Annotated in this window: 15 protein-coding genes; 8 read left to right on the forward strand and 7 right to left on the reverse strand. The window is 61.9% G+C overall.

The window, feature by feature from the left end; genetic code table 11:
• Nucleotides 1–39: 39 nt before the first annotated feature.
• The 6 genes from NKH50_RS07290 to NKH50_RS07315 all read right to left on the reverse strand — a co-directional run bounded on the left by NKH50_RS07290 (nucleotide 40) and on the right by NKH50_RS07315 (nucleotide 14739).
• A complete protein-coding gene (locus NKH50_RS07290; RefSeq protein WP_352478380.1) occupies nucleotides 40–765 on the reverse strand; it encodes an ABC transporter ATP-binding protein in 726 nt (241 codons plus the stop codon).
• Nucleotides 765–1913, reverse strand: coding sequence for an ABC transporter permease (locus tag NKH50_RS07295; protein WP_352506257.1), 1149 nt, complete (start codon nucleotides 1911–1913; stop codon nucleotides 765–767). Before NKH50_RS07295 ends, NKH50_RS07290 begins: the two co-directional genes overlap by 1 nt.
• The gene (locus NKH50_RS07300) at nucleotides 1910–3046 is read right to left on the reverse strand and encodes an efflux RND transporter periplasmic adaptor subunit (protein WP_352478377.1); all 1137 of its coding nucleotides are present in this window, start codon (nucleotides 3044–3046) and stop codon (nucleotides 1910–1912) included. Before NKH50_RS07300 ends, NKH50_RS07295 begins: the two co-directional genes overlap by 4 nt.
• Nucleotides 3047–3104: 58 nt before the next feature.
• A complete protein-coding gene (locus tag NKH50_RS07305; RefSeq protein WP_352820700.1) occupies nucleotides 3105–12272 on the reverse strand; it encodes an SDR family NAD(P)-dependent oxidoreductase in 9168 nt (3055 codons plus the stop codon).
• 273 nt (nucleotides 12273–12545) lie between these two features.
• On the reverse strand, nucleotides 12546–13334 hold the full coding sequence (locus NKH50_RS07310; protein WP_352877626.1) for a 4'-phosphopantetheinyl transferase family protein: 789 nt from the start codon (nucleotides 13332–13334) through the stop codon (nucleotides 12546–12548).
• A gap of 208 nt (nucleotides 13335–13542) precedes the next feature.
• The gene (locus tag NKH50_RS07315; protein WP_352702903.1) at nucleotides 13543–14739 is read right to left on the reverse strand and encodes an ROK family transcriptional regulator; all 1197 of its coding nucleotides are present in this window, start codon (nucleotides 14737–14739) and stop codon (nucleotides 13543–13545) included.
• A 143-nt stretch (nucleotides 14740–14882) separates the two neighbouring features.
• Between NKH50_RS07315 and NKH50_RS07320 the strand changes: the two genes are divergently transcribed.
• Genes NKH50_RS07320 through NKH50_RS07355 form a run of 8 tightly spaced genes read left to right on the forward strand, consistent with a single transcriptional unit; the run spans nucleotide 14883 to nucleotide 21772 of the window.
• Entirely contained in the window at nucleotides 14883–16148 is a 1266-nt protein-coding gene (locus tag NKH50_RS07320; RefSeq protein WP_352877628.1) for an ABC transporter substrate-binding protein, read from the forward strand.
• Between the two features lie 57 nt (nucleotides 16149–16205).
• On the forward strand, nucleotides 16206–16349 hold the full coding sequence (locus tag NKH50_RS07325) for a hypothetical protein (RefSeq protein WP_352877630.1): 144 nt from the start codon (nucleotides 16206–16208) through the stop codon (nucleotides 16347–16349).
• A 33-nt stretch (nucleotides 16350–16382) separates the two neighbouring features.
• Nucleotides 16383–17144, forward strand: coding sequence for a carbohydrate ABC transporter permease (locus NKH50_RS07330; RefSeq protein ID WP_352877632.1), 762 nt, complete (start codon nucleotides 16383–16385; stop codon nucleotides 17142–17144).
• Entirely contained in the window at nucleotides 17137–18039 is a 903-nt protein-coding gene (locus tag NKH50_RS07335; RefSeq protein ID WP_254817037.1) for a carbohydrate ABC transporter permease, read from the forward strand. The genes NKH50_RS07330 and NKH50_RS07335 overlap by 8 nt, the downstream gene beginning before the upstream one ends.
• A gap of 10 nt (nucleotides 18040–18049) precedes the next feature.
• A complete protein-coding gene (locus NKH50_RS07340) occupies nucleotides 18050–19147 on the forward strand; it encodes an ABC transporter ATP-binding protein (RefSeq protein WP_352877634.1) in 1098 nt (365 codons plus the stop codon).
• 3 nt (nucleotides 19148–19150) lie between these two features.
• Nucleotides 19151–19924: an SDR family NAD(P)-dependent oxidoreductase gene (locus NKH50_RS07345; RefSeq protein WP_352877637.1), complete on the forward strand. Its 774-nt coding sequence runs from the start codon at nucleotides 19151–19153 to the stop codon at nucleotides 19922–19924.
• Between the two features lie 37 nt (nucleotides 19925–19961).
• Nucleotides 19962–20963, forward strand: a complete 1002-nt coding sequence (locus NKH50_RS07350) for a sugar phosphate isomerase/epimerase family protein (RefSeq protein WP_352877639.1) — start codon at nucleotides 19962–19964, stop codon at nucleotides 20961–20963.
• Nucleotides 20960–21772 (forward strand): SDR family NAD(P)-dependent oxidoreductase, encoded by an 813-nt coding sequence (locus tag NKH50_RS07355; RefSeq protein WP_352802018.1) that lies wholly within the window; start codon nucleotides 20960–20962, stop codon nucleotides 21770–21772. Before NKH50_RS07350 ends, NKH50_RS07355 begins: the two co-directional genes overlap by 4 nt.
• A 138-nt stretch (nucleotides 21773–21910) precedes the next feature.
• Here the strand turns inward: NKH50_RS07355 and NKH50_RS07360 are convergent, their stop codons facing one another.
• The gene (locus NKH50_RS07360; RefSeq protein ID WP_352802260.1) at nucleotides 21911–22351 is read right to left on the reverse strand and encodes a DUF2267 domain-containing protein; all 441 of its coding nucleotides are present in this window, start codon (nucleotides 22349–22351) and stop codon (nucleotides 21911–21913) included.
• Nucleotides 22352–22958: the final 607 nt, after the last annotated feature.

A 22958-nucleotide genomic window follows, 5' to 3' on the forward strand; every position in this document is an offset into this window, starting at 1 on the left:
TCTCAGCGGGAACACCGCCATGGCCGCGTCGAGCGGTGATCAATGCCGTTCAGCCATCATGCCAAAGGGAGACGGCTCTCGTGCCCGCCCATCCTCGAGCTCGAGCATCGAATCGAAATAAGTTTTCCAGCGCGTATCGTGGGTCACAACGCAGATCGCGACATTGCGGCTGTCCGCCAGATGCCTGAACACCTTCATCACCATCTCCGCCCGTGTACCATCCAGTGCGGCGGTAGGTTCGTCGGCTAGAATAACGGTGGGATCGTTTGCCAAGGCCCTGGCGATTGAAACACGCTGCTGTTCGCCGCCGGAAAGTTGGGAAGGATAATTGGAGCCGCGATGTTCGATGCCCAACGCGGCGAGAAGCCGGCTGGCTCGCGCCTGCGCCTGCTGGCGACCGACATCATTGACCTGCATGGCGATGGCAATGTTTTCGGCGGCCGTGAGAAAGGGGATCAGGTTCGCTTTCTGGAACACAAACCCAAGATGGGTCCGCCTGAAGGCCCGTAGCTCGTTGAGCTTCGCACCGGGACGCGAAATCACCTTGCCGTCGAACAGGACCTCTCCCGTTGTCGGTGTCTCCAGCAGACCGGCAATCATCAGCAGCGTCGTCTTGCCGGAGCCGCTGGGCCCGACGATACCGGTAACACTGCCGGGGCTCAAGGTCAGCGAACCTGCCGCCAACGCGGTGACCGGCGAGCCGCCGCTCTCGTAGACCTTGCTGGCATTCCGAACCTCCAGCGTGGCGAGGCGGCGCTTCGACATCAGGCCAACACTTCCTGGGCACGGACCGCGAGCGCGCGACGAATCGCAAACCAGCTGGCCGCAAGGCTGAGTGCCATCAGCACGAACGACAACACGCCAAGATCGGATTCGGTCATCAGCACAGTTCTCGGAAATCTCGGATAGATCGTAAACGAGATGGCTATGGCCAGAACGAGGCTGCAAAAGCCGATCAGCCCCGCCTGCTGCGCAATCATGCCGATGATCACCCGGTCACGGGCGCCGATCAGCTTCAGAAGTGCTATCTGCGCGACCTTCTCGATTGTCATCGTATAGATGGTCAGTGCTATGACGGCGCAGCAGATCAGCAGCGTCATCGTCGTGAAAGCCAGGATCTGGACGCGGAGCTTGCCGAGGCGGCCGTCCAGTAGAAGCGTTTCCTGGTCCTGCTGCGTGAGGACCTCGACGTCGCCCCAGCGTTTGATCGAGTCACGCACGACCTCCTTGTCAGCGCCCGGGAGAGTTTCGACGATGACCGCAGCGACACTTCCGGTCTCGTCGCCGAGACCCATGCGCGTCTTGCCCTTGGCCGCACGGTTGAGGAGGATCGCCTCGCTGGGCAGCAGTCGGTTGATGACCTGCGCGTCCGGGATGGTGACGAACAACAATCCGTCGCCACCCATGTCGACCTGCCCGGACGACACGCCGACAATCGTATAGCTATCTCGTCCAAGCCGGATCTCGTCACCCACAACCAGGCCTAAAGTCTTGTCGGCTATGGCCTCGTAGCGATTTGATTGGAAGTACCGGCCGGCGATCAACGGTATCCAGCTGCCACTGTCGCTTGGATAGTCCACACCAGTGACGGACATTCGCAGCGGAAGCCCGTCAATTTCGAACTGCTGGTTGTATTGGATGAACCGGCGCGTTGCCGCCACACCGGCCACACCGGCCACGCGGCGATCGAGATTGGCCGGTACGGCGGAGGATTCGGCGAACGGTCCGGACTTTCCCCCTTCGACGACCCAGAGGTCGGCACCAATGCCGTCGATCACGATCAAGGCTTCGTAGACGATGCCGCGATACATGCCCAGCATGCCGATCGTCGCCGCCATCAGCAGGCCGACGCCGAAAACGGTCAGGATGAACCTCAGCAGGTTATGCCTGATATCTTTGACCGCGAGATTCACCTGCTCAATGCCTGGAGGTTAACCGCTTGGTACTGGAAGCGGCCTGTCGGACTGAGCACGACATCACCGACCTTTAGGCCGCGCGTGATCTCGATATCGGTGCCGCTGGAGTAGCCCAGCGAAACAGGAGCCCAATAGGCCCGCCCGTCATGTGCAATCCAAAGACCCACCCGTCCCTGGTTTCTCGCCAGGAATCGCTGTGGCACCGCGATGCCCGGTGACGGCGATTCCGCTTGGATGGTGACGCTTGCACGCTGACCCACAGCCCAGTTCGCCGGCACCTCGCGCAATTTAAGATCGACCGTGAACTCGCGCGTCTCTTGATCGACCTGCCGGCCGATCCGCGCAATGGAAGCAGCGTAGGGCCGTTGCGGATCCGATGAGAAGGTGACTTTGGCTACTTGCCCCGGCCGAAGCGACCCCATCGCGGATTCGTCGAAGCGCGCCATGACCAGCAATGACGTCGGGTCGACGATCTGCATCAGTTCGACGCCCGGAGAAAGCAGGTCTCCCACCGTGCGGCTGCGGGAAACCACCACCCCATTGACAGGCGAGCGTATCGAGGTTTCGCCGAAACGGCTCCGTATCTGCTCGACCTCGGCGGAGGCGGCCGCGGCCTGGGCCTTTGCGCGCTCGATGCTAGCGGTCGCTCGCGCCAATGCGGCCTCGGCTTGCTTCTGGGTGCCTTCGAAGAGGTCGAACTCGGCCTGAGAAATCGATTTGCTGGCGAGCAGGCTCTTCCTGCGATCCAGATCTGCCTTTGCAGTACGGGCGGCGATAACCAGCCGGTCACGCTCCAATTCGGCCTCGCGCACGCTCTCCGCCGCGGCCCGGTCGTTGGCGACCGCTGCGGCAAGCTGATACTCGATTTCAGTCGCGTTTAGCGTGGCGAGGATATCGCCGGTCTTTACCTCGTCATTCCGGTCGACGCGAACGTCGGCCAGGAATGCCTGGATCCTTGCCGTCACGACGACCTGGTTGGTTGCACCAAGGAGGCCGGGTCCGGCGATTTCACGCGCGATCAGCCTTCGCTGGGCGACATAGGACTCCACCTGAGCAGGCCAGATATACCAACCAGAAAAGAGCCCGACTGCCGCCAGAACGGCAAACAAGATTAAGATGAAGCGAATCACGTGCCTTTTACCTGCACCGGCTTCCACCGGCCCCGCTGACCCCTGAATCGACGCATCACTATATCGCCGCCTGCTCGGCTGCATCGACCGCCGGTTGCCCAGCCAACAGTCGTTCGATGACTTCCCTCAGGATATCTTCTGCTTCTGCACGGTCATAGCCCAATTGGTCGAATATCAAGGTCAGACCAAGACCGTTCGCGGTCGGAAAGGTACGCAGATCCATCTCGCTGGTACGTGGTTTTTCTCGTCGCATGTCAGGCAGGGGCGTCACTTTGAACATGCCGAGATCAAGTTCGCCACCGGCATGGGCCCTTTGAAGGGGGGCCGACTGCGTGGCGCGTGTCCATCTGTCGACTGTTTGGGTGCCGGCGACGAAGAGGGAGGTATAGGAGCCCTTGGCCACGACTTCGTCATGCACGTCTCCGAAGTAGTTCGAATCCATGAAGGGCGCGAACTGGATAGCCTCTTCGATCCCTTCTCCGAGCGAACCGGCTAACGCTTCGATTGTCTCGAACCGAGACAGCCGCGCACGCACAGGGACGTCCGAGGCGACGAAATTGACATAGTTCTCCAGCCGCCGGTCGTGGCGCAACGCTGCTGGAACCTGCATCACCATATCGTCCACGCCGCCGCGCGACCCGATGGTCTGCGCAAAGGCCGCGATGATCATGGCCGTTTCCGTCGTGCCGGCTGCCCTGGCACGCTTGCGCAGCGCATCCTGCTGGTCGCTGGCTATCGAGAGCGTCACGTCCTCGCTAAGGCTGCAATCGATCAGGTTGACATTCGTCCGGCGGCCTTTCGCCTTGCGCCCGAGATTGGGAATTTGCGGCAAGGGCTCGGCGAATACCTTGCGCAGGAATGCGTCGCGCCGTTCGAACGAACCAGGCTTTCCGACATGGTCGAAATCCCGGATGAATCGGTCGATACTCATTTCCACCGGATCAAGAGGCAGGCCGAGATAAGCCTTGACTGTTTCCTCGACGATGAGGCCGAGGGAATAGCCGTCAACAACGAGATGATGTGCCTTGGCGACGATAAGGTCGCTCTCGGAGCCGAACCGGATGACGGTGACACGGAACATCGGCGCCTGGATATCTATGCCTTCCTGCGCGAGTTCGGTTGCGCGCTCCAACGCTTCGGATTCGTCGGCGACTTGCTCGACCCTGAAGAAATCGGTCGGCGTCCTTTCCAGATACGCGCCGTATCTAGCCCCCTTGCGGAAGAACCGGGTACGCATCACCTCGTGTCGCGCCATGACCGTTTCGATCGCCCGTCTGAGACGATCGGCGTCCATTTGCGGCCGGATCTTGAACTCCTTGCTTACAATGAATGCGGCACGCGCATGCGAAGTCGCGTCTGGATGTTCCTGGAAACGCAGTAATCCCAATTGCGTGCTAGTTACTGCTATCTCTCTTTCGACGTTGGGCACGCCGTCGAGCGGTGAGCGCTCGACATCCTGGCCTCCACTCGGCTGACCGGACCACTCGCGCAGACTCCAGCCCATTGCGATGGGCACCAGGCGGCCTGACGTTTCGAGCTCGCAGGAAAGCTCGTCGAGAAACTGATCGAGTAGCAACCGCGCTGCTGCTTCTTCGACAACGTCGAGATCCACGGTCAGCCGGCAGACAACGCCGGCTTCGCTGGTCGCTGCGGACAATTGTATCTCGTGCGCGGATGCGGGGATCGCATCGAGAGGATGGTCCAAGGCGGCGAGCGCCGTAACTTGGCTACGGTCGAGAAAAGCGAAGCCGAATTGGCGCAGCGAAACATGGCGAATGCGCAGATCTTCTTCGAGCGCCAGTTCCAGAGACGACGTATCCATTGACCGATGCGCGTGGCCGTTTGCGTCGGCACGCTCGACCTTCCTCAGCAGATCGTAACCGAGTTCATTCATGGCTCGCAGGACAATCGGATAGGACCCATCCAAGGGGCCTATCAATCCGCTTGGTGCTCCCTGCCCGCGCTCGCTATACCAGCGGTCGACGACGATTGATCGGAGCGAGAGGCGGCTTGCCAAGGCCTTGGCATAGGCGGCCAGAAAGCGCGCGGCCGGCAACTCCGATCCCGACGCGAATGCTGCTGCTGGAAGCGTGATCTCCAGCAACCCGACACGGCCCCTGTTGGTTCCCATACCGACGGGAGACGCGGCACGACTGCGGCCGGGGATCGGTGCGATCGCAGGCGCGTGGTGAAGTATCTCCTTCCAATAGGCGAGGTCGCGACGATACTCGCTCGATCCGGGCATCGGATGAGCTGCGCGCGCGTAGTCGGTAAAACTAGGCCCTGCTTCGACCGCTTCTGCTTCGCCTTGCACAAGCTGCGCAAGCAAAAGATGAACCGACAACGTGTCCGCAGCCGCGCGATGAGCCCGGATTTGTAGCTCGTGACCGCCATCCTGCCGCTGCCACGCGCCGATCCGCCATAGCGGACCAGGCAGCGCCACATCGCCCAAACGACCGCCCGGCGAAAGCACTTCAACAATCGGTTGAGCCTCGAAGCCTATCTCCACGGCGCCGGACGCCGATATCGCACCGGTCATCCGGAGCGCGTCGTGTCGCTCGACCAGTCGCGCCAATCTTGTCGCAAGCGCGGCCAGCGACACGCCAGGCTCAATACTCGTCTCGACCAGGATCTGATTGTCCGCCTTTGCGACCGCCGACGACATCGGCAGTCCGTCCAGCATCATCGCATTGACCTGGCGGCCAAGAGGCCGGAAGGCTTCCTGCGCTGCAACGCCATCGGAACTCGCTTGTGCGGCCAGGACCTGCAAGGCGGACGCCTTCAGTTTCGCCTCAAAAGCGGAAGCAACGAGGCGCGACAGTCCCGCGATCGTCGGCGCTTGCAGGAACTTGGCGACAGGGATGTCGACTTCGACCTGAGCCTCGACGCGATTTTTCAGTTCGAACGATGAGAGGGAGTCGAGACCGAGCTCACTGAGCTTGCGGTCATCCGCCAAGGCGCTTGCCTCGACCTTGAGGACTTTCGCCACTTCGCGCCGGATCATGTCGGCGAGCAGGTCGTCCCACGCCTCGCGCGGCGCGGCTGCAAGCTCGGCCTGAATGCGAGACCGCCCTCCGGTTCTGTCTCCAAGCAGCGGCGAAATCCTCGGATTCGTCGCTGCGCCGGGGTTCGTGCGAGCGATCGCAGCCCAGTCGATATTGGCAAAGCCGAGATTCTCCGATCTGGCGCGCACAAGATAGGACAGGGCCGCCGCCGCTTCAGAATCCTGAACCGGCTTGATGCCTACGCTATCGAGATAGTTGGTCATTGCTTCCGACCTGGCAACGAATCCACTGCCGGCGATCATGCCCCAGGCGGTGGACGAGCCGGCCAGGTTGCGACCCCTGCGGTACGTGGCGATTGCGTCCAAAACAGAGTTGGCCGCTGTGTAGTTGGCCTGCCCAGACGAACCGATAACCTGCGCGATCGACGAGAAATTCACGAAGAAATCCAGCGGAATATCGTGTTCGACAACGGCGACATGCAAGTTCCACCCGCCGGCTATCTTCGGCCTCAGCACGCGGTCGATCTTGCCTGCATCGAGCTGCGAGACGAAAGCGTCCTCTATCACCGCGGCGCCGTGCACGATGCCGCGCAGAGGAGCGTCACCCCCAGCATATTCGCCGATCAGCCTGCCGACGGCAGTAGCATCGGTCACGTCCAGAGCGGCGCGAACGATGCGCGTGCCACGTTGCTCCATGATCTCGATGGCCACAGCCGCTTCGGCATCTGGAACACCGCTTCGATTGGCAAGGATGATGGTTCCCGCGCCTTTCTGACTGAGCCACTCGGCGATCGCAACGCCAAATCCCTTGAGCCCACCAGTGACGAGGTAGGAAGCCTGAGCGGAGACGGCGAACTGTGCGCCGAGGTCAAGTTCGATGTCCACGGAAGGTTCGTCGAAAGTGACGATCACCTTACCGATGTGCAGCGCTCGCGAAAGCATGCGCATGGCTTCTGCCGCGCGCGATGCCGGGAAGCGGGTCGCCTCCAGCGGCTTATAGACGCCGGCGGCAACCTTAGCCTCCACCTCCACCAGCAATTGCCTGAAGAGGCTCTCCTTCTCGACGGGGAGCGTCGAGAGATCGATGACCGAATAGGCGTTGTTGCGATAAAGCGAGCGAAGCCCGATCGGCTTGTCGTCGGCGAGATCGCGCTTGCCGATTTCGACCATCCTGCCGAAGGGCGCCAGGCACTCCAGACTCTTGTCGATGCCGTTGCCAGACAGCGCGTTCAGCACCACGTCGACGCCGCGGCCACGCGTAAGGGAACGCACCTCGTCGGCGAAATCGAGAGCGCGCGAGTTCATGACCTCATCCACGCCCCATGTCTTCAGGAAGGCGCGTTTTGTGTCGCTGCCTGCAGTGCCGAAGACTCGAGCCCCCACATCATGCGCGACCTGGATGGCGGCGAGCCCGACACCACCCGAAGCCAGATGGATCAGCGCGGTTTCGTCCTGTGCCAATCGGCCGATATGTTTGAGAGCGTAGTGAGCGGTAAGGAAGGCTGTCGGGAGGGTCGCGGCCTGGATCAGATCAATACCATCGGGTACGCGCATGGCGAGATCCGCCCGGAGCTTGGCGAAGCGTCTGAGGTAGCCCTTGCCCATACCCATGATGCGATCGCCGGGCTTGAGATTGGTCACCCGTTCGCCGACCCTGCGGACGGTGCCGGCGAACTCCAGCCCGAGATTGCGCCAGTATGCCTCGTCATTCTCCAACTCGTCCGGCAAGATGCTGGTGGCCGCCATGATGTCGCGGAAGTTCAATCCGACCGCGGCGACCTCGACCATGACCTCGTCTGGCGCCAATTCGGGATCGGCGATTTCGCGTAGTACGATGTTGTCGATGGTGCCAGGCCCCGTCATGGTGACGGCGAAGTTGGAAGAATCCCGCGCGGTCTCCAGCGTCCGCCGCAACGGCGCCACTTCGTGCAAAGCCAGTTGCTCCAGCCGCGGGACATAGCGTTCGGCGCCACGCAGGATGAATTCCGTCTCTGCGGTTTCCTCCAGCACGGCGCCCGAAATGCTCACCCCCGACTGCAGCGATGTGGGATCCGCATCGATAAGGCGGATGCCCAAACCTTTGAACTCGTTTGCCATTGTGCGAGCAATGCCGATTAAGGCGCTCTCACTCAGGCCTGAAAGGCTCATCGGCTGGTCACCTTGCACAAGCCGGCTGCCGGACGTGACGACAACCAGTTCGGGCCGCTGTTCGGACGAACTGTGCAGCCGGTCGATGACTTTTCCAAGCGTGATCAATTGGTGCACGATAGGCGTGATCCTGGCGAGAAGCTCGTCCCCGCCTGCTTTGTCGTCGAGTTTTTCGGGGGTGGCGGCGCTGAACAGGATGCCACCTGTCCCACCCGATTTGGTCATGAATGCCCGGATCGTGGCGAGCGCTTCATCCGCATCGAGGTTCAGGAACGGCGCGGGGTTTGCGACCTCGACCGTCGCTCCGCGGCTAACCAGCTCAGCCAATGTCGCTTCGAGGCGCTGCGTTCCATCACCCACCACCAACCAGTGGGCGCAACGCAATGAGGGCGCTGCCGGTTTGGCTTCCTGCTTCTCGAAATGCTCCTCGAAAACACTGGAGCCCGAGCCGGCACCTTGCTTGGCCCTGCTGCTCCTGACCTTGCCCAGCGCCTTGGTCTGAAGGTTGTCGAGAACGATGAGCGGCTGCCCTTCCGGCGAGAACACGCTGAACCGCATCGAGTACGGGTCGAGACCCGGCTGGATGTCGACGATCACCTCGGGCGTCAAAGGAGCGCCCAGCAGGATCTTGCGGGCGCCGGTCGGCAGGCGCAACTGATACTGGGCCTTGTCTTCATTAGCCGGCGGCAGCGATTCACCTGGAACCCACACGCCGTCTCGATGTGAAGCCAGGCCGATGCCGGCCTGGAGCACCGCGTCCAGCAATCCGGGGAAGGCGAAATACTGCTTCGCCAAGTTGGGATCCTTGCTTGACAGCTTGGCAACCAGGCGGTCGCCGACAATGTCGAGTGCGTTCACCGACTGGAAATAGGGACCGTATTCAAGCCCGTGCCGTTCGGCGAGACGGTAGAATTCCGTCTTTTCGACTAGGTTCGGGCGATCCAGCAGCAGGTCGGCAGGAGCTGGTGCAAGTTCATATTTGTGGCTGAAGCCATAAGCTTCGGCACGCGTCCTCCAGCCATCCTCCGAACCTCGATGGAACGTGGCGATGCGCAGCCTGCTACCGACCGGATCGAACGTCGTCGTAAACAGTACGACGTCGTCCTCCGCGATGGAAAGCGCTTCGTACAGCTTGAAATCACGCAGTTCCACGGACTCAGAGCCGAAATGGTCGCGCAGTGCGGCCCCCATGATTTCGATGTAACCGACGGCCGGGAAGAGGCAATCGCCGCTGACCCGATGGTCAGCCAGGAATTTGAAGCCTCTGAGCGTGATTTCGTTCGTCCAGGACGGCGCCGCAGTGAAGTCGCGCCATCCAAGCAGTGCGTGCCGGGGTGCCTCGAACAGGAAGTTCTTGGTTTCCTCGGATGTATTCAGCAGGCGCTGGTTGTTCCAGGGTAACTTGGGAACGGCCACGTGGCCACTCAACGATTTCGGCCGGTCGAATTCGACGCCGGCAACATGAAGGCTGCCCTCGGCCCGCGCCAGCGTCCAGAAATCGTCAGTTTTGCGATCGAGCGAGTTCACCGCGGCGGCGTCTACCCCGCGCTCCTGCGAGATGCCTCGGATGAGCGGCGTCAGCGTGCGGTGCGGACCTATTTCCAGGAAAGTATTGATGCCGAAATCGAGGGTGAAATCCAAGGCCTTGGTAAAGCTGACGGGTTGGCGCAAATTGGCCCACCAGTAGTCGGCGTCGAACTTCGTCTCGAATATGCCGGTGACCGTCGAGATGATCGGCAGACGGCCTTCTTTCCAGGCGACCGGACCCAGTTCGCCGAGGAACCATTCCTTGCAGTCTTCCAGATGCGCGCTGTGCCATCCGAAATCCATGGTCATCCGGCGGGCCGTCGCATCGGGATAGGCTTCCGCGACCTTGGCCAGCACGCCAAGCACCGCGTCCTCCATGCCGGAAATCGTTTGCGCGATCGGGCCGTTGTAGGCGGCAATGACAACGCTTTCGTCACCGGGCAGCAAAGGTTCGAGTTGATGGACCGTCAGCCCTATCGTGGCCATTGCACCGCGCCGCTCGCTCTTCAGCGGGATGAGGCCGCGTTTGGCAATGATGCGAGCCGCCGTCTCGATATCGATGATACCTGAAACGTAGGTGGCCGCGACCTCGCCGAAGCTGTGGCCGATCAGAAGCTCAGGCCGCACGCCGGCCTTTGTCCAGCGCTCGTAGAGGGATATCTGCGTGGTGAAGATGGATGCCTGGGTAACGTCGGCATCGTTGATGCGGGTCTTCGTCTCGTCCCGCAGCATCTCCTCGACGGTCGACCAGCCGACCATCGGACGCAGCACTTCGTCGAACATCTCGGCGGTTCGGCGAAACGCACGGTCTTCCTTCAACAGGCGGCGCGCCATGGCCCACCACTGGCCGCCCTGGCCCGAGAAGGCGATGGCGAGCCGACGGTTGGATGCCCTCCCGGTGATGATGGTTGGCCCTTCCGCGCTTTGCTCGATGGCTCCCTTAGCCAATGCGCGCAGTTGGGTCTGGAGCGCGGCACGCTCCGGCTCGACGATGAGCGCAGCCCGTTGGGCGAAGTTATCGCGCGCGCTGCTCAAATGGGCGGTGATGTCTTCGACCGGCGTCTCCGCAAGGGAGCCTCCCTGCTCCAGCGCATCGGCTAGACGGCCGGCCCACAGTTCCAGTCCCGCCGTGCTGCCGGCCGAGATCGGGACGGCTATCGGATGGCCGGCTATCACCGGCCTTGGCGCACGGTTGGCGTTCGCGGACAACCCCCGCCATCCTTCCACTGCGATGGAGGCATTGGTGCCGCCAAAGCCGAAGGAGTTGACGACGGCCAGGACCGGCCGGCCGTGATGGTCGATCGGCGTCGGCGTGGTTGCTACAGCGATGTTGAGCGCGTCGAACGGAATGCTCGGATTCGGGCGCTCGAAATTCCGGTTCGGCAGCACGATGCCCTTTCCCGCCGTCAGCACCGTCTTGATGAAACCCGCAATACCGGACGCTGATTCGAGGTGGCCGAGATTGGGCTTGAACGATCCGACATAGGCCGGCTTTGACCGTGAATTCACACCGAACACGCGGCCGATGGCAGCCGCCTCGATTGGATCGCCGACCGGCGTGCCTGTCCCATGGGCCTCGACATAGTCGACATCGGCCGGATCGATGGCGGCGCCTTCCACCAGCGCCTCCAGCATCTCTTGCTGTGCTTCCCCGCTCGGCGAGGTCAGGGTGGGCGTATACCCGTCCTGATTGACCATCGAATGACGGATCACGCCATAGATCCGGTCGCCGTCGGCAATTGCCCGGTCAAGAGGCTTCAGCAAAACGAAACCGCAGCCTTCGCCGCGCACGAACCCGTCCGCCCTTTCGTCGAAGGTGTAGATTCCGCCGGTCGGCGAAAGCATGTTGGCGCTGGAGAATGCGATAAACGGGCCTGGATCGAGCATGCAGTTGACGCCGCCGGCGAGCGCCGTCTCACAGGTGCCGGTGCTCAGGTGGCGCACCGCTTGGTCGATGGCAACGAGCGCCGACGAGCATGCCGTGTCGACGGCGATACTCGGCCCTTTCAGATCGAAACGGTGGGATATTCGGTTGGCCGCGATCGAGAACGCCGAACCGGTGCCGGCAAAAATATCCCCACCACCGACACGTCCGCGGCGCAGGTTCTGCGCGAAATCGTTGGTCGAGATTCCGATGAACACGCCGGTGCGCCCGCGGCGCAGGTCGGCCAATGTGCGCTCGGAATCCTGGACGGCCTCGAAGGCCACTTGCAACGCCAGGCGCTGCTGCGGGTCCATCGTTGTCACCTCGCGGGGCGACATGTCGAAGAAACTCGGGTCGAAGCCGAAAACGTCGCTGGCAAGAAACCCACCCCAGCGCGTCCGCATCTTTCCCCGGGCATCGGGCTCCGGATCATAGAATGCATCGACATTCCATCGATCCGCCGGGATATCGACGATGCCGCAGTTCTTCTCCAGGAGAAAGTTCCAGTACGAGTCCGCGTCCTGGATTCCTCCAGGAAACCGGCAACCAATTCCGATAACTGCGATTGGCTGTGTTGACTCAATGACCTGCTGAGGGGCATCGCCCCCACGATGAATGTTCATGCCCAGACCCCCGCCTAGTATACACCGTGGGTTGCCCAACCCACGGCGCACTTACAGTCACGGCGTATTTAAGTGCATGTCCTAACGGAAGCTCCAAGAGCAAAACTCGCCAGGTTAGCATTTTTATCGCAAAATGTGTCTTTTAAGCCGATTTGATTACTTTTTAGGCCAATTTGATTAGTTTTTAGGCCGATGTGGCTGCTTTTGAAGAGAAACCCGTCCGCTCGATCCTCGTCGCCAAAAACAGGCATCCCCGAGGCCCGTTCCGGAGCGTCAACGCAATCCCAAGTCGAAATCGAAGCGGCGTGCGACGACCTGAGGACTGCGTGCACTCCAGGCGACGGCGGCCACGTGGTGCGCGCTTGGGCGGAACTCAATGAGCCTGAGGGGTTCAACCAATTCCAGTGGCGGCGAGAGGATATAGGCCTCGCCGCTCCCGTCCATCCCAATCTCGAGTCCCACCCCGGAGAGGCCGACGCCGGCAGCCTTGAGCACGGCTTCGCGACAAGTCCAAAGCCGGCAGAACATGAGGCGGCGGGCCTCTGGCGCCAGTGACTCAAGTTGTGCGATCTCGCCGGGCGCGAACAGAGAACGGGCCATGGACATCTCGCCGCTCCGCGGGGCGACGCGCTCGACATCGACGCCGACTTGCCCGGCGGCAGCCACGGCCACAAGGGCAAGATCCCCCGAATGCGAAAGGTTGAAGGCGAGGCGCCCGTCCGCAAGGAACGGCTTTCCCTGTGGGGTCTCCCGCAGATCGAGTTCTCCCGGCGCTCGGCCGGTGTACATGGACAGCACCCGGCGTAAGCCGGCATGAGCTGCCAGATGGCGCCGCTGATCCTGCTCGAAAACAAACCGTCCGCCCCTGGTCAATTCGGCTGGATTGAGCACGGCCATGTCCGACTGCGAAAGGGGAGCATCGAGAGCAACCCGCCACACATGGACGTCGATCCCGAGAGCCGGCACCACCCGCCCACCGCCGTGCGGCAAGACAACTCCGCTTTGCTTCATCTTACAGTTTTCCCGGCCGGGCGAGAGGTAGGGCTCGGCCTGCTGCAGCAATACGGCATTGACGACTGCTCCCCAAGCTTTGCCCGTTAACACCATAAACCTACGCGATTCTTGTGACACCTCTCGGCACGCTCATCATCGGCCACGCTCTAACGCGCCAGAGTGAACCAGTCCAAAGGCCGGAGGGACTTGGCTGCGATGCGGGTGCGCACCGATTTGGAACAACGAGCCTCAGAGTACCACCCGGAGCGGAGTCAGGTCATTGAAGCCGGCTGTTGTGGCGCAGCACGAGGCCGACCGCGCCGAGCAGTGCGTCGTTCTCCGTGTGCTTGCCAACGATTATCCGCGTGCGCAGCGCAGGCGCCACATCGCGGGACTTGATGAGCGTATGGCGTTCATATGACGCGATCAGTGGCGCCAGGAGAATGTCGCCCGCCAAGGCCATGCGGCCGCCGATTATGATGAGCGGCGGATTGAGCACCGAACCGATCAGGCCAAGGCCACGGCCGGCGAACTCTGCGGTGTCCTCGATCATCCGCAGCGCCCTCACGTCGCCCTGCTCGGCCATCATGATCACATCGTCCATCGTGACCGGCCGCCGCACGATGCGCGAAATCTGCTCGAGCGGCCGGGCAAAGCTGGCATAGAGCTCCAGGCATCCGCGATTGCCGCACCGGCAAAGGTCGCCGCCGGGATCGATGCTGATGTGCCCGAATTCGCCGGCGCCGCCGGCGATGCCGCTCACCAGCCGGCCGTGCTGGACAATGGCCCCGCCCACGCCCAGATCGACCTTGAACAGCACGAAATCGTCGTGGCCGACGGCCGCACCCCACATCAGCTCGGCAATTGCCGAGCAGTTGCTCTCATTGTCGGCGAAGATCGGCTGTTCGAGGACCGGCCCGAACACATCGCGGATGTTGACCCCGGCCCAGGTCGGAACAATACTCGCGCGCAGCACCACTCCTTCGCGGCTGACTGGGCCCGAGACGGAGACCCCAACCCCCAGGAGCCCCGCCATCGGCAGACCGTTCTCTTCGTAGCATCGGGCAATTACTGACTTGGCAAGCTGGGCCGCCTGTTGCGGTTGGTAGTCCAGACCCATGGGGATAGTTTGTTCAGCAACGAAAGAATGCGAGACGTCGGCGACGACGCACCGCATCTCGTCGAGGCCCAGGTGGATACCGACGCAGGTGCCCGCAGCGGGATTGAGCGTCAATGCCGTGGCCGGCCTGCCAATGCCCCTGGCCGCGTCATGATGGGCCGAGGATTCGATCACCATCCCTGACTTTCTCAAGCCGTTGAGCGCGGTTGAAACCGTCGACCGCGCCAAACCGGTAATGCGGGTAATTTGCGACGCGGAAAGCACGCCGCGCTCGCGCAAGCATCGGACGATCAGGCTCTCCGGCGACGCGGACGGCCTGTCGATCAGCCAATTTCTAAGCGAAGGTTTGTTCATGATGAGCACAAAGCATGTTGACTGATAGCTCAAATATGTCATCTTGGAAAGAACGGAGATTACTGCATCTCGCCGGCCACGACCTCAAATCGCAGGCCACAAGCGGTCGATACGAACCGTGCATCACATATGGGAGTGAAACGATGAAATACCTGAGGACGGCCTTTGCGGCCGCTACCGCCTTCACCTTGATTACCGGAACAGCGCTCGCGGAGCCGAAGACCAACCTCTTGCATCAATGGGCCACCGGATCGGACGCCCAGGCTATCGCCAAGCTCGGCGAGATGTTTACCGCCAAGGGTGGCACCTGGCAGCAGACCTCCATCGCAGGCCATACGGCCAATACATTGGCCAAACTGCGTGCCGATGTGATCGCCGGCAACGCACCTCCCGCTGTGCAGCTAAAGGGCCCCGAGATCGCCGAATGGAACGAGACGGGCATGACAGCCAATCTCGACGACCTGGCGAAGGCGGAAAATTGGGAGAAGGTCGTCGCTCCCGAATTGCTGCCGGTGATGAAGCCGACCGGGAATTGGGTGGCAGCGCCGATGAACATCCACCGCATCAACTGGCTGTGGGCATCGCCGAAGGTCATGAAGGATGCCGGCGTCAACGAGATGCCGAAGACATGGGCGGAGTTCAACGCCGCCTGCGACAAGATCGTGGCCAGCGGCAAGATCTGCATTTCACACTCGACCGCGGACTGGACCGACTCGACGGTCTTCGAAGTGGTCGTGTACGGTCAGGACCTCGATCTCTACAGGAAAGCTTTCGTCGAGGGCGACGTCGATGCCATGCGTAGCGACGGCATGATCAAGGCCTTCGAGCAGTTTCGCACCATGACCTCGAAGTACATGGACCCCGGCATGAACGGGCGTGACTGGGATACCATGTCGCATCTCGTCGGCCGCGGCGAGGCCGCCTTCCACATCATGGGCGACTGGACGATCGGCCTGCTGACGGCCGGCGGCTTCAAGGAGGGCACCGACTATGTCTGCGCACAGGCGCCGACCGATTGGGGCAAGCCCGGCTTCATCTTGAATTCGGACTCGGTCGTGTTCTTCAAGCAAAAGGACCCGGACTACATCGAGGGACAGAAGCTGCTTGCCAGCATCATCCTGTCGCCCGAATTTCAGACCATTTTCAATCAGACCAAAGGGTCCATCCCGGCCCGCCTCGACGTCGATCTTTCGAACGGCTTCAATCCCTGCCAGCAACTCTCGCAAAAGGATCTGCAAGCCTCGATCGCCGCCGGCATGCTCGTGCGTTCAATGGCGCACAACATGACGGTTCCGCAAAAGGTCCGCGGCGCAATAATGGATAGCATCACGGAGTTTGTAGCAACGCCGGATATGAGTGCGCAGGACGCGGCCAATGCGATGGCGGATGCGGCCGAAGCGCAGAAGTGACGCTGCCGATGATGGCCGGGGGCGAAGCTCCCGGCCAGACCTCGCCGGAGCAGCCCGATGTCCACCCATGATCTGATTGTACCAGCCGCAGCTGCCGCGGCCCGACCGTGGCGCGAGCGCCTGGGCACGATGGTGCCCATTCTGGTGCTGGCGCCGTCGATTGCGGCGAGTTTCATCTATGTTTTCGTCTTCACATTCTGAACGCTCTACATCTCGCTGTCCAATTCGTCGCTGTTGCCGACCTATGGATTCGTCGGCCTGGACAATTACGCTTCGCTGTGGGCAAACCGGCGCTGGAACATCGCCTATACGAATCTCTTCCTGTTCAGCGGCTTCTATATCGTTGGCTCGATGGCGGTTGGCCTGCTGCTTGCGATCGCGATCGACCAGCGCGTCCGCGGCGAGGCGGTTTGGCGCACCATCTTCCTTTATCCGTTGGCGGTGTCCTTCATCGTCACCGGTACGGTGTGGAGCTGGCTGTATAACCCTGTCGACGGTATCCAGGCCTTCGTTCGCGGGCTTGGCTGGACCGACTTCAGCTTCGCCCTGACGGCCAACCGCAACACCGCGATCTATGCGGTGATCATAACCGGTATCTGGCAGTCGTCCGGCTTCGCAATGGCACTTTTCCTGGCCGGTCTGCGATCGGTCGATCCGGATCTCGTCAAAGCCGCGCAAATCGACGGCGGGTCGGTTTTCCGGACCTATCGGAGGGTCATCCTGCCAACCATCGCTCCGATATTCCTGGCGGTGGCGGTCATTCAGATACAATTCGCCATCAAGACCTTCGACCTGGTGGCGGCATTGACGCGGGGCGGGCCGGGCGTGTCCACGACCTTCCCCGCCATCTATGTCTACGACCTGATGTTCCAGCGCGGCCAAATCGGCGAGGGTGCCGCCGCGGCGATGATGATGCTCGCGGCGGTCGCGGTAGTGCTGGTGCCGTACTCCTTGTGGATCGTCTGGCGCCGGCGGGCGGAGGGCCGCAATGGCTGAAGTTGCCCCTAATGCCCGTTTTGATCCGGAGGAAGCCGCTGCCACGCGCCGGCATTTCTGGAGCCGCTTCCTTGTCTATGCCGTGCTGACGCTTTTCGCGGTCGTCTATCTTGTGCCATTGCTGGTGGTGATCTTCAACTCATTGCGCGAGCAGTCGGAGATTGCCCGCAACGGCCTCATCTCCGTACCGCGCAGCTTCCGGTTCGATGCGTGGGCGCAGGCCTGGGGATCCTACTGCGTCAGCGGTACCTGCGAGGGCATGAAGCGCAATTTCTTCAACTCGCTGGCGATGACGATCCCCGCCACCATCATCTCGACCATTCTCGGCGCCATGAACGGCTACATCCTCTCCAAATGGCGCTTCAGGGGTTCCGAACTGATCTTCAATCTGATGCTGCTTGGCGTATTCATGCCCGGCCAGATTTCGCTGATGCCGTGGGCGTTCCTGCTCGGCAAGCTCGGCCTGACCAATTCGACATATGGGCTGGTGCTTATCCACGTCGTCCAGGGCATCTCGTTCACCACCCTGTTCTGCCGCAATTTCTACGTCAGCATACCGGACGACCTGATCAAGGCGGCACGCATCGACGGCGCCGGCTTCTGGCGGATCTTCCGCAAGATCATCCTGCCCCTGTCGCCGCCCATTCTGATTGTCACCGTCATTTGGCAGTTCACCGGCATCTGGAACGAGTATTTGTTCGGCGTCGTCTTCACATCAGGCCAGCAGCAGCCCATTACCGCGGCACTGGTCGCGCTCACGGCCGGCGGCACGACCGCGCGTGCTTACGATGTGATGAGCGCAGCCGTGCTGATCGGCGCGTTGCCACCGCTGCTGATCTATCTGTTCGGTGGAAAATACTTCGTGCGCGGCCTCACCCAGGGCGCCATCAAATGAGGCGTCGCCCATGTCCGCGTTGATGATCCGCAACCTTCACAAGAGCTACGGCTCGCTCGAGATTCTTGCCGGCATCAATCTCGAGGCTAAGACCGGAGAATTCGTCGCCCTTGTCGGCCCGTCGGGTTGCGGCAAGTCAACCTTGCTCGCCATGATCGCCGGCCTCGAAACCGTCACGTCGGGCGAGATATGGATCGGCGACCGGCTGGTGAACTCCGTGCAACCCAAGGACCGCGACATTGCGATGGTGTTCCAGTCATACGCCCTCTATCCCACCATGACAGTGCGCCAGAACATCACCTTCGGCATGGAAAGCCGCGGCGTGCCAAAAGCGGCGCAGGCGGAAGCTGTCCAACGGGTTGCCGCGCTCCTGCAGATCGAACAGTTGCTTAAACGCAAGCCCGGCCAGCTCTCGGGCGGGCAGCGGCAGCGCGTCGCGATGGGGCGCGCCCTCGTACGCGACCCAAAGCTGTTTCTGTTCGACGAGCCCCTGTCCAACCTGGACGCCAAGCTGCGCGTCGATATGCGTACCGAAATCAAGAAGCTTCACCATCGCGTCGGCAAGACCACGGTGTACGTCACCCATGATCAGGTCGAGGCGATGACGCTTGCATCCCGCATTGCGGTGATGAACCAGGGCTCGGTCCAGCAGTTCGACACGCCGAAGCGGATCTACGACCGGCCGACCAACATGTTCGTTGCCGGTTTCATGGGATCGCCGGCGATGAATTTCATCCCCGCCCGGCTTACCGGCTCGACCAGCATCTCGGTACGCGCCGCTGACGGCAGCGATGCCAGCCTTGCTCTTGCCGCGCCGATGTCCGCCGGTGCGCCAAAGGACGTCGTGCTCGGTATCCGGCCGGAACACATCTACCGTTTCACGACCGATCTGAAGTCGCGCAAACCTGATGTGGCGTCCATGCAGGCGCCGGTCGAACTGGTCGAGCCGACCGGGGCCGAGACGCTTGCCGTGCTCAGGCTGGGTGACCTGGAGATCACCGGCCGTTTCGAGCCGGACGACGCTCCAGTCATGGGCGAGACGATAACGCTGGGCATCGATATGTCGCGCGCCTGTCTGTTCGATCCAACAACCAAGGCGCTTCTGTAATCGATGTCCGTACAATTCGCGACTTATCCGAGCTTGACCGATCGGGTCGTGCTGATCTCCGGCGGCGCCTCCGGCATCGGCGCCGATATGGTCCGTGCCTTCGCCTCGAATGGCGCCCGGGTAGCCTTTCTCGACGTGCAAGACGAGCCAGCGGAGGCGTTGGTGCGCGAGCTCGCTGGTGCCGCCGGGCAGGCTCCCTTATATCTCCATTGCGATGTTACCGACGTCGATGCGCTAAAGGCGTCGGTCGAAGGCGTGCGCGCGCGGCTTGGTCCGGTTGCCGCCCTGGTGAATAACGCCGCCAATGATCAACGCCATCCCATCGACGCGGTAACGGCCGATTATTGGGACCGCAGCTTCGACGTCAATCTGAGGCATCACTTCTTCGCCGCGCAGGCTGTGCATCCGCATATGAAGGAACTCGGCTTCGGCTCGATCATAAACTTCTCTTCCATCGCCTGGCGTTTCGGAGCGGACCAGATGGTGGCCTATGCCACCGCCAAGGGGGCTGTGGTGGCGCTGACGCGTGCTTTGGCGCGCTCGTTCGGACCGGATAACATCCGCGTCAATGCGGTCGAACCCGGCGCCGTCATGACCGAGCGGCAGCGCGAGCTGTGGTTCAAGACGCAGGAGGCAGTCGACCAGACGGTGCAGCGGCAATTGATCCGCCGCGTCCTGCTGGGCGAGGAGATTGCACGCACAGTGCTCTTCCTGGCAGCCGACGACAGCCGCATGATCACCAAACAGTCCATTACCGTCGATGCCGGTCTGCGCTAGTGACGCTTCTCTGCTCTCCATTGGAACCGCCAAGCTGATGCTTCGTCTCGGCCTCAACCCCTACGGACTGACCTATCATCTCGGACTGCAGGGCCGCGGCACGCCGCGGCACAATCCGGACGGCGTGGGGCTGGAAGGCTTCATTACGCTGGCGCAGGAACTAGGCGCACGCACGCTCGAGATCTACGAACCCTGGTTGACCGACTTGACTGACGCCGAAATCGTCGCTCTGCGCAGGCGTCTTGCCGCGCTGGGCATCGTCCCGGTGGTGAGCGGCGGACTTCTAGTGGCAGGTCCGCTGGACAACGCCTTTCGGGCTGCGCGCCTGCTCGAGGCGACGACGATCCGTATCGCACTGACGCCCGTCCTGTGCGGCGACCGCAATGCGTGGGGTCCGAAATGGAGTGAGTTCAACGCAACGATTCGCGCTGCCTTGACGGAATGGGGGCCGCGTGCGGCGGCCGAGGGCCGCGTGCTCGGCATCGAGAACCACCAGGATTTCGGCAGCGACGAACTTGTTGCGTTCTGCGAACTCGGCGGGCCGGGTGTCGGCATCACCTACGACACCGGCAACACCTTTCCTGTCGGCGAGGCGCCGCTTGCCTTCACGCGCCGGATCGCGCCCCATATCCGCCATGTTCACCTCAAGGATTATCGCATTCAGTTCACGGATGAGGGCTACCGTCTGGTCCGCTGCGCGATCGGCGACGGCGCCGTGCCATTCGCCGAACTGGCAGCCATCCTTGGCGAGCACCACGACACGCTGACGGCGGTGCTTGAGCCAGGCGCGCTTGAGGCCCGTCACGTTCGCTGGCTCACCGACGACTGGTGGAACGGATATGCGCAGAAGACCGCCCGGGAGTTCGCCGCGTGCCTGAGTGCTGCGCGCGTGAACCGCCTTGCGGACGACGCCGACTACCGCACGCCATGGGAACGGGACGATGACGGCGCGCTCGTTTCGTACGAGCTCGACATGATCCGGCGCAGCGCCGCCAACATGAAGAAGTTCGATTTCATTGCAATGGAGAAATCAGCATGACTGCTCGAGAACTCAGCGGCCTGACTGCCTTCGTCACCGGCTCGGGACGCGGCCTCGGCCGCGTGATGGCCGACCGCTTGGCCGGACTTGGCGCAAACGTCGCGGTCCACGACCTCGATTGGACCCGGCCATCTCAATATGGCGAATTCGCGGATCTCGGCGACTCTGCCCGGGGCTTGGAGAAGCATGGGACGCGGGTGACCGCGGTCACCGGCAATATAGGCGACAAACAAGCTGTCGCCGAGATGAAGAGGAAGATCGAGGCCGATCTCGGCGACGTGCACATTCTGGTCAACTGCGCCGGCGGCGACATCGGCGCCAAGGGCGTAAAGCCCAATCCCAACAACGCACTCGATATCGACTACGAAGACATCAAGGTTCTGACCGAGAACAACCTCATAGGCACGATGCTGGTCTGCCAGGCCTTTGTTCCGCCCATGGTCAAGCGCGGCTCGGGCTCGGTGATCAACATCGCCTCGGCGGCAGCGCATATCGGATGCTCGCCCGAGGTGGTCTACTCGACGCTCAAGGCGGCTGTCGTCCATTATACGCGCTGCCTCGCCAAGGAATTGATCGACGATGGCGTACGCATCAATGCGGTGAGCCCTGGCGCCACCAAAACGGCACGCTTCCAGGCGAGCCGCGTGGTCGATCCGCAGCGTATGGACTCGAGCAAGAAATCGCTGAACCGGTATGCGGAGCCGGAAGAGATCGCCGAAGCGGTGGCCTTCCTCGCCGGTCCGCGCGCGCGCTTCATCAACGGGCAGGTAATCCGCGTCGATGGCGGTTTCACGATCTTTCCAGGTTAAGCCGCGACAGTTCACATCGGCTGCCTAGCTAAGCCTCGCCATCGAGCGTGTCACATAGCGTCACCGGGGTCGACCAGACCCAACCGCGCGTACGTTCGAAGTTTCGGTCCGTCGTGCGTCCGCATAAGCGGGCCGCTGCTATTTAACGCCCACGCTTTCAGGCCAGAGCGCCTGGATTTCCTTTGGAAGCGCATCCCGCACCTTTGCCGACTGGCCAAGGTCGATATGCCGTGCAAGCACACGCAGCACCGAGCGTGCCGCATCCTCGGGATCGACAGGACGGGTCGATTTCAATTCATCGGCGATGTGTTGCAGGAACTCCTCGAGCGAGCGTGTCTTGTCGGGCATGTCGGCGGGCCGATAGCGATCATAGTAGGCGCCGCGCACGAGCAGCGGCAGTTCCGCTCCCAATTTGGCCGCCAGTCCGATCTGCAGCCGGTCCCGAAGGGTTCGCAGAACGGCGCCCAATGTATGCCAGGCGACGTGTCGATCCGGACCAAGATCCGCCATGATCTCGTCAAGCCAGATGTTTGTTATCTGCAGCGTTTTGTCAAAAACGTCCAAGCCGGTTGCACTCATCGTCGCCTCCTCGAAAGGTTCTGCGGGCGAAACGGCGACCGGAGATAATTGTTTCGCGGTCCTGTGAAAATCGCCTGGCAAAGCGGCGGAAAGCGGTTTCGGTCGGAGAGCCTGTCGGGGTTGGTCTGCTCGACACTCTGCATCTGCCGGATTTCGGCGATCTGTCGGAAGTGGCCGTTTGCCACCACATTGAGTGCAGTCACCGCGGCCAGATTGTCGCCTTTCATTCCACCGTACGGTCTCGCGATAGGCGATTCCCTTGAAACGGATATCGCGCACTGCCGCTAGAACGTTGCACCGGCTCGGATGTCCCTTGGATACAGTGCTGGCGTCTTTGATCGCGGCAAGAAGAAGACAGGCCGAATCGTGGGCGTTCACGGCATAATTGCCGATCGGTCCGAAGCGCGCTGCATAGCGCGCGGCAAACTCGGCCGAACCGGCCACCCTGCCCGGTTCGGGCGTGGCGGAAAGCACGAGAACGCCTTCGCTCACACTGAGCTTGCGCTTATCGGTTCCGAACGCCGTCAGCAATGAGACCAGTCCTCACGTTGCCCGAACCCGGCTTTTGCCGGATATCTCTTGACCGATTGAGCGGCCCGCGCCGACA

The organism is Mesorhizobium sp. M1027 (assembly GCF_040318745.1).
In the GTDB taxonomy this organism is placed as follows: domain Bacteria; phylum Pseudomonadota; class Alphaproteobacteria; order Rhizobiales; family Rhizobiaceae; genus Mesorhizobium.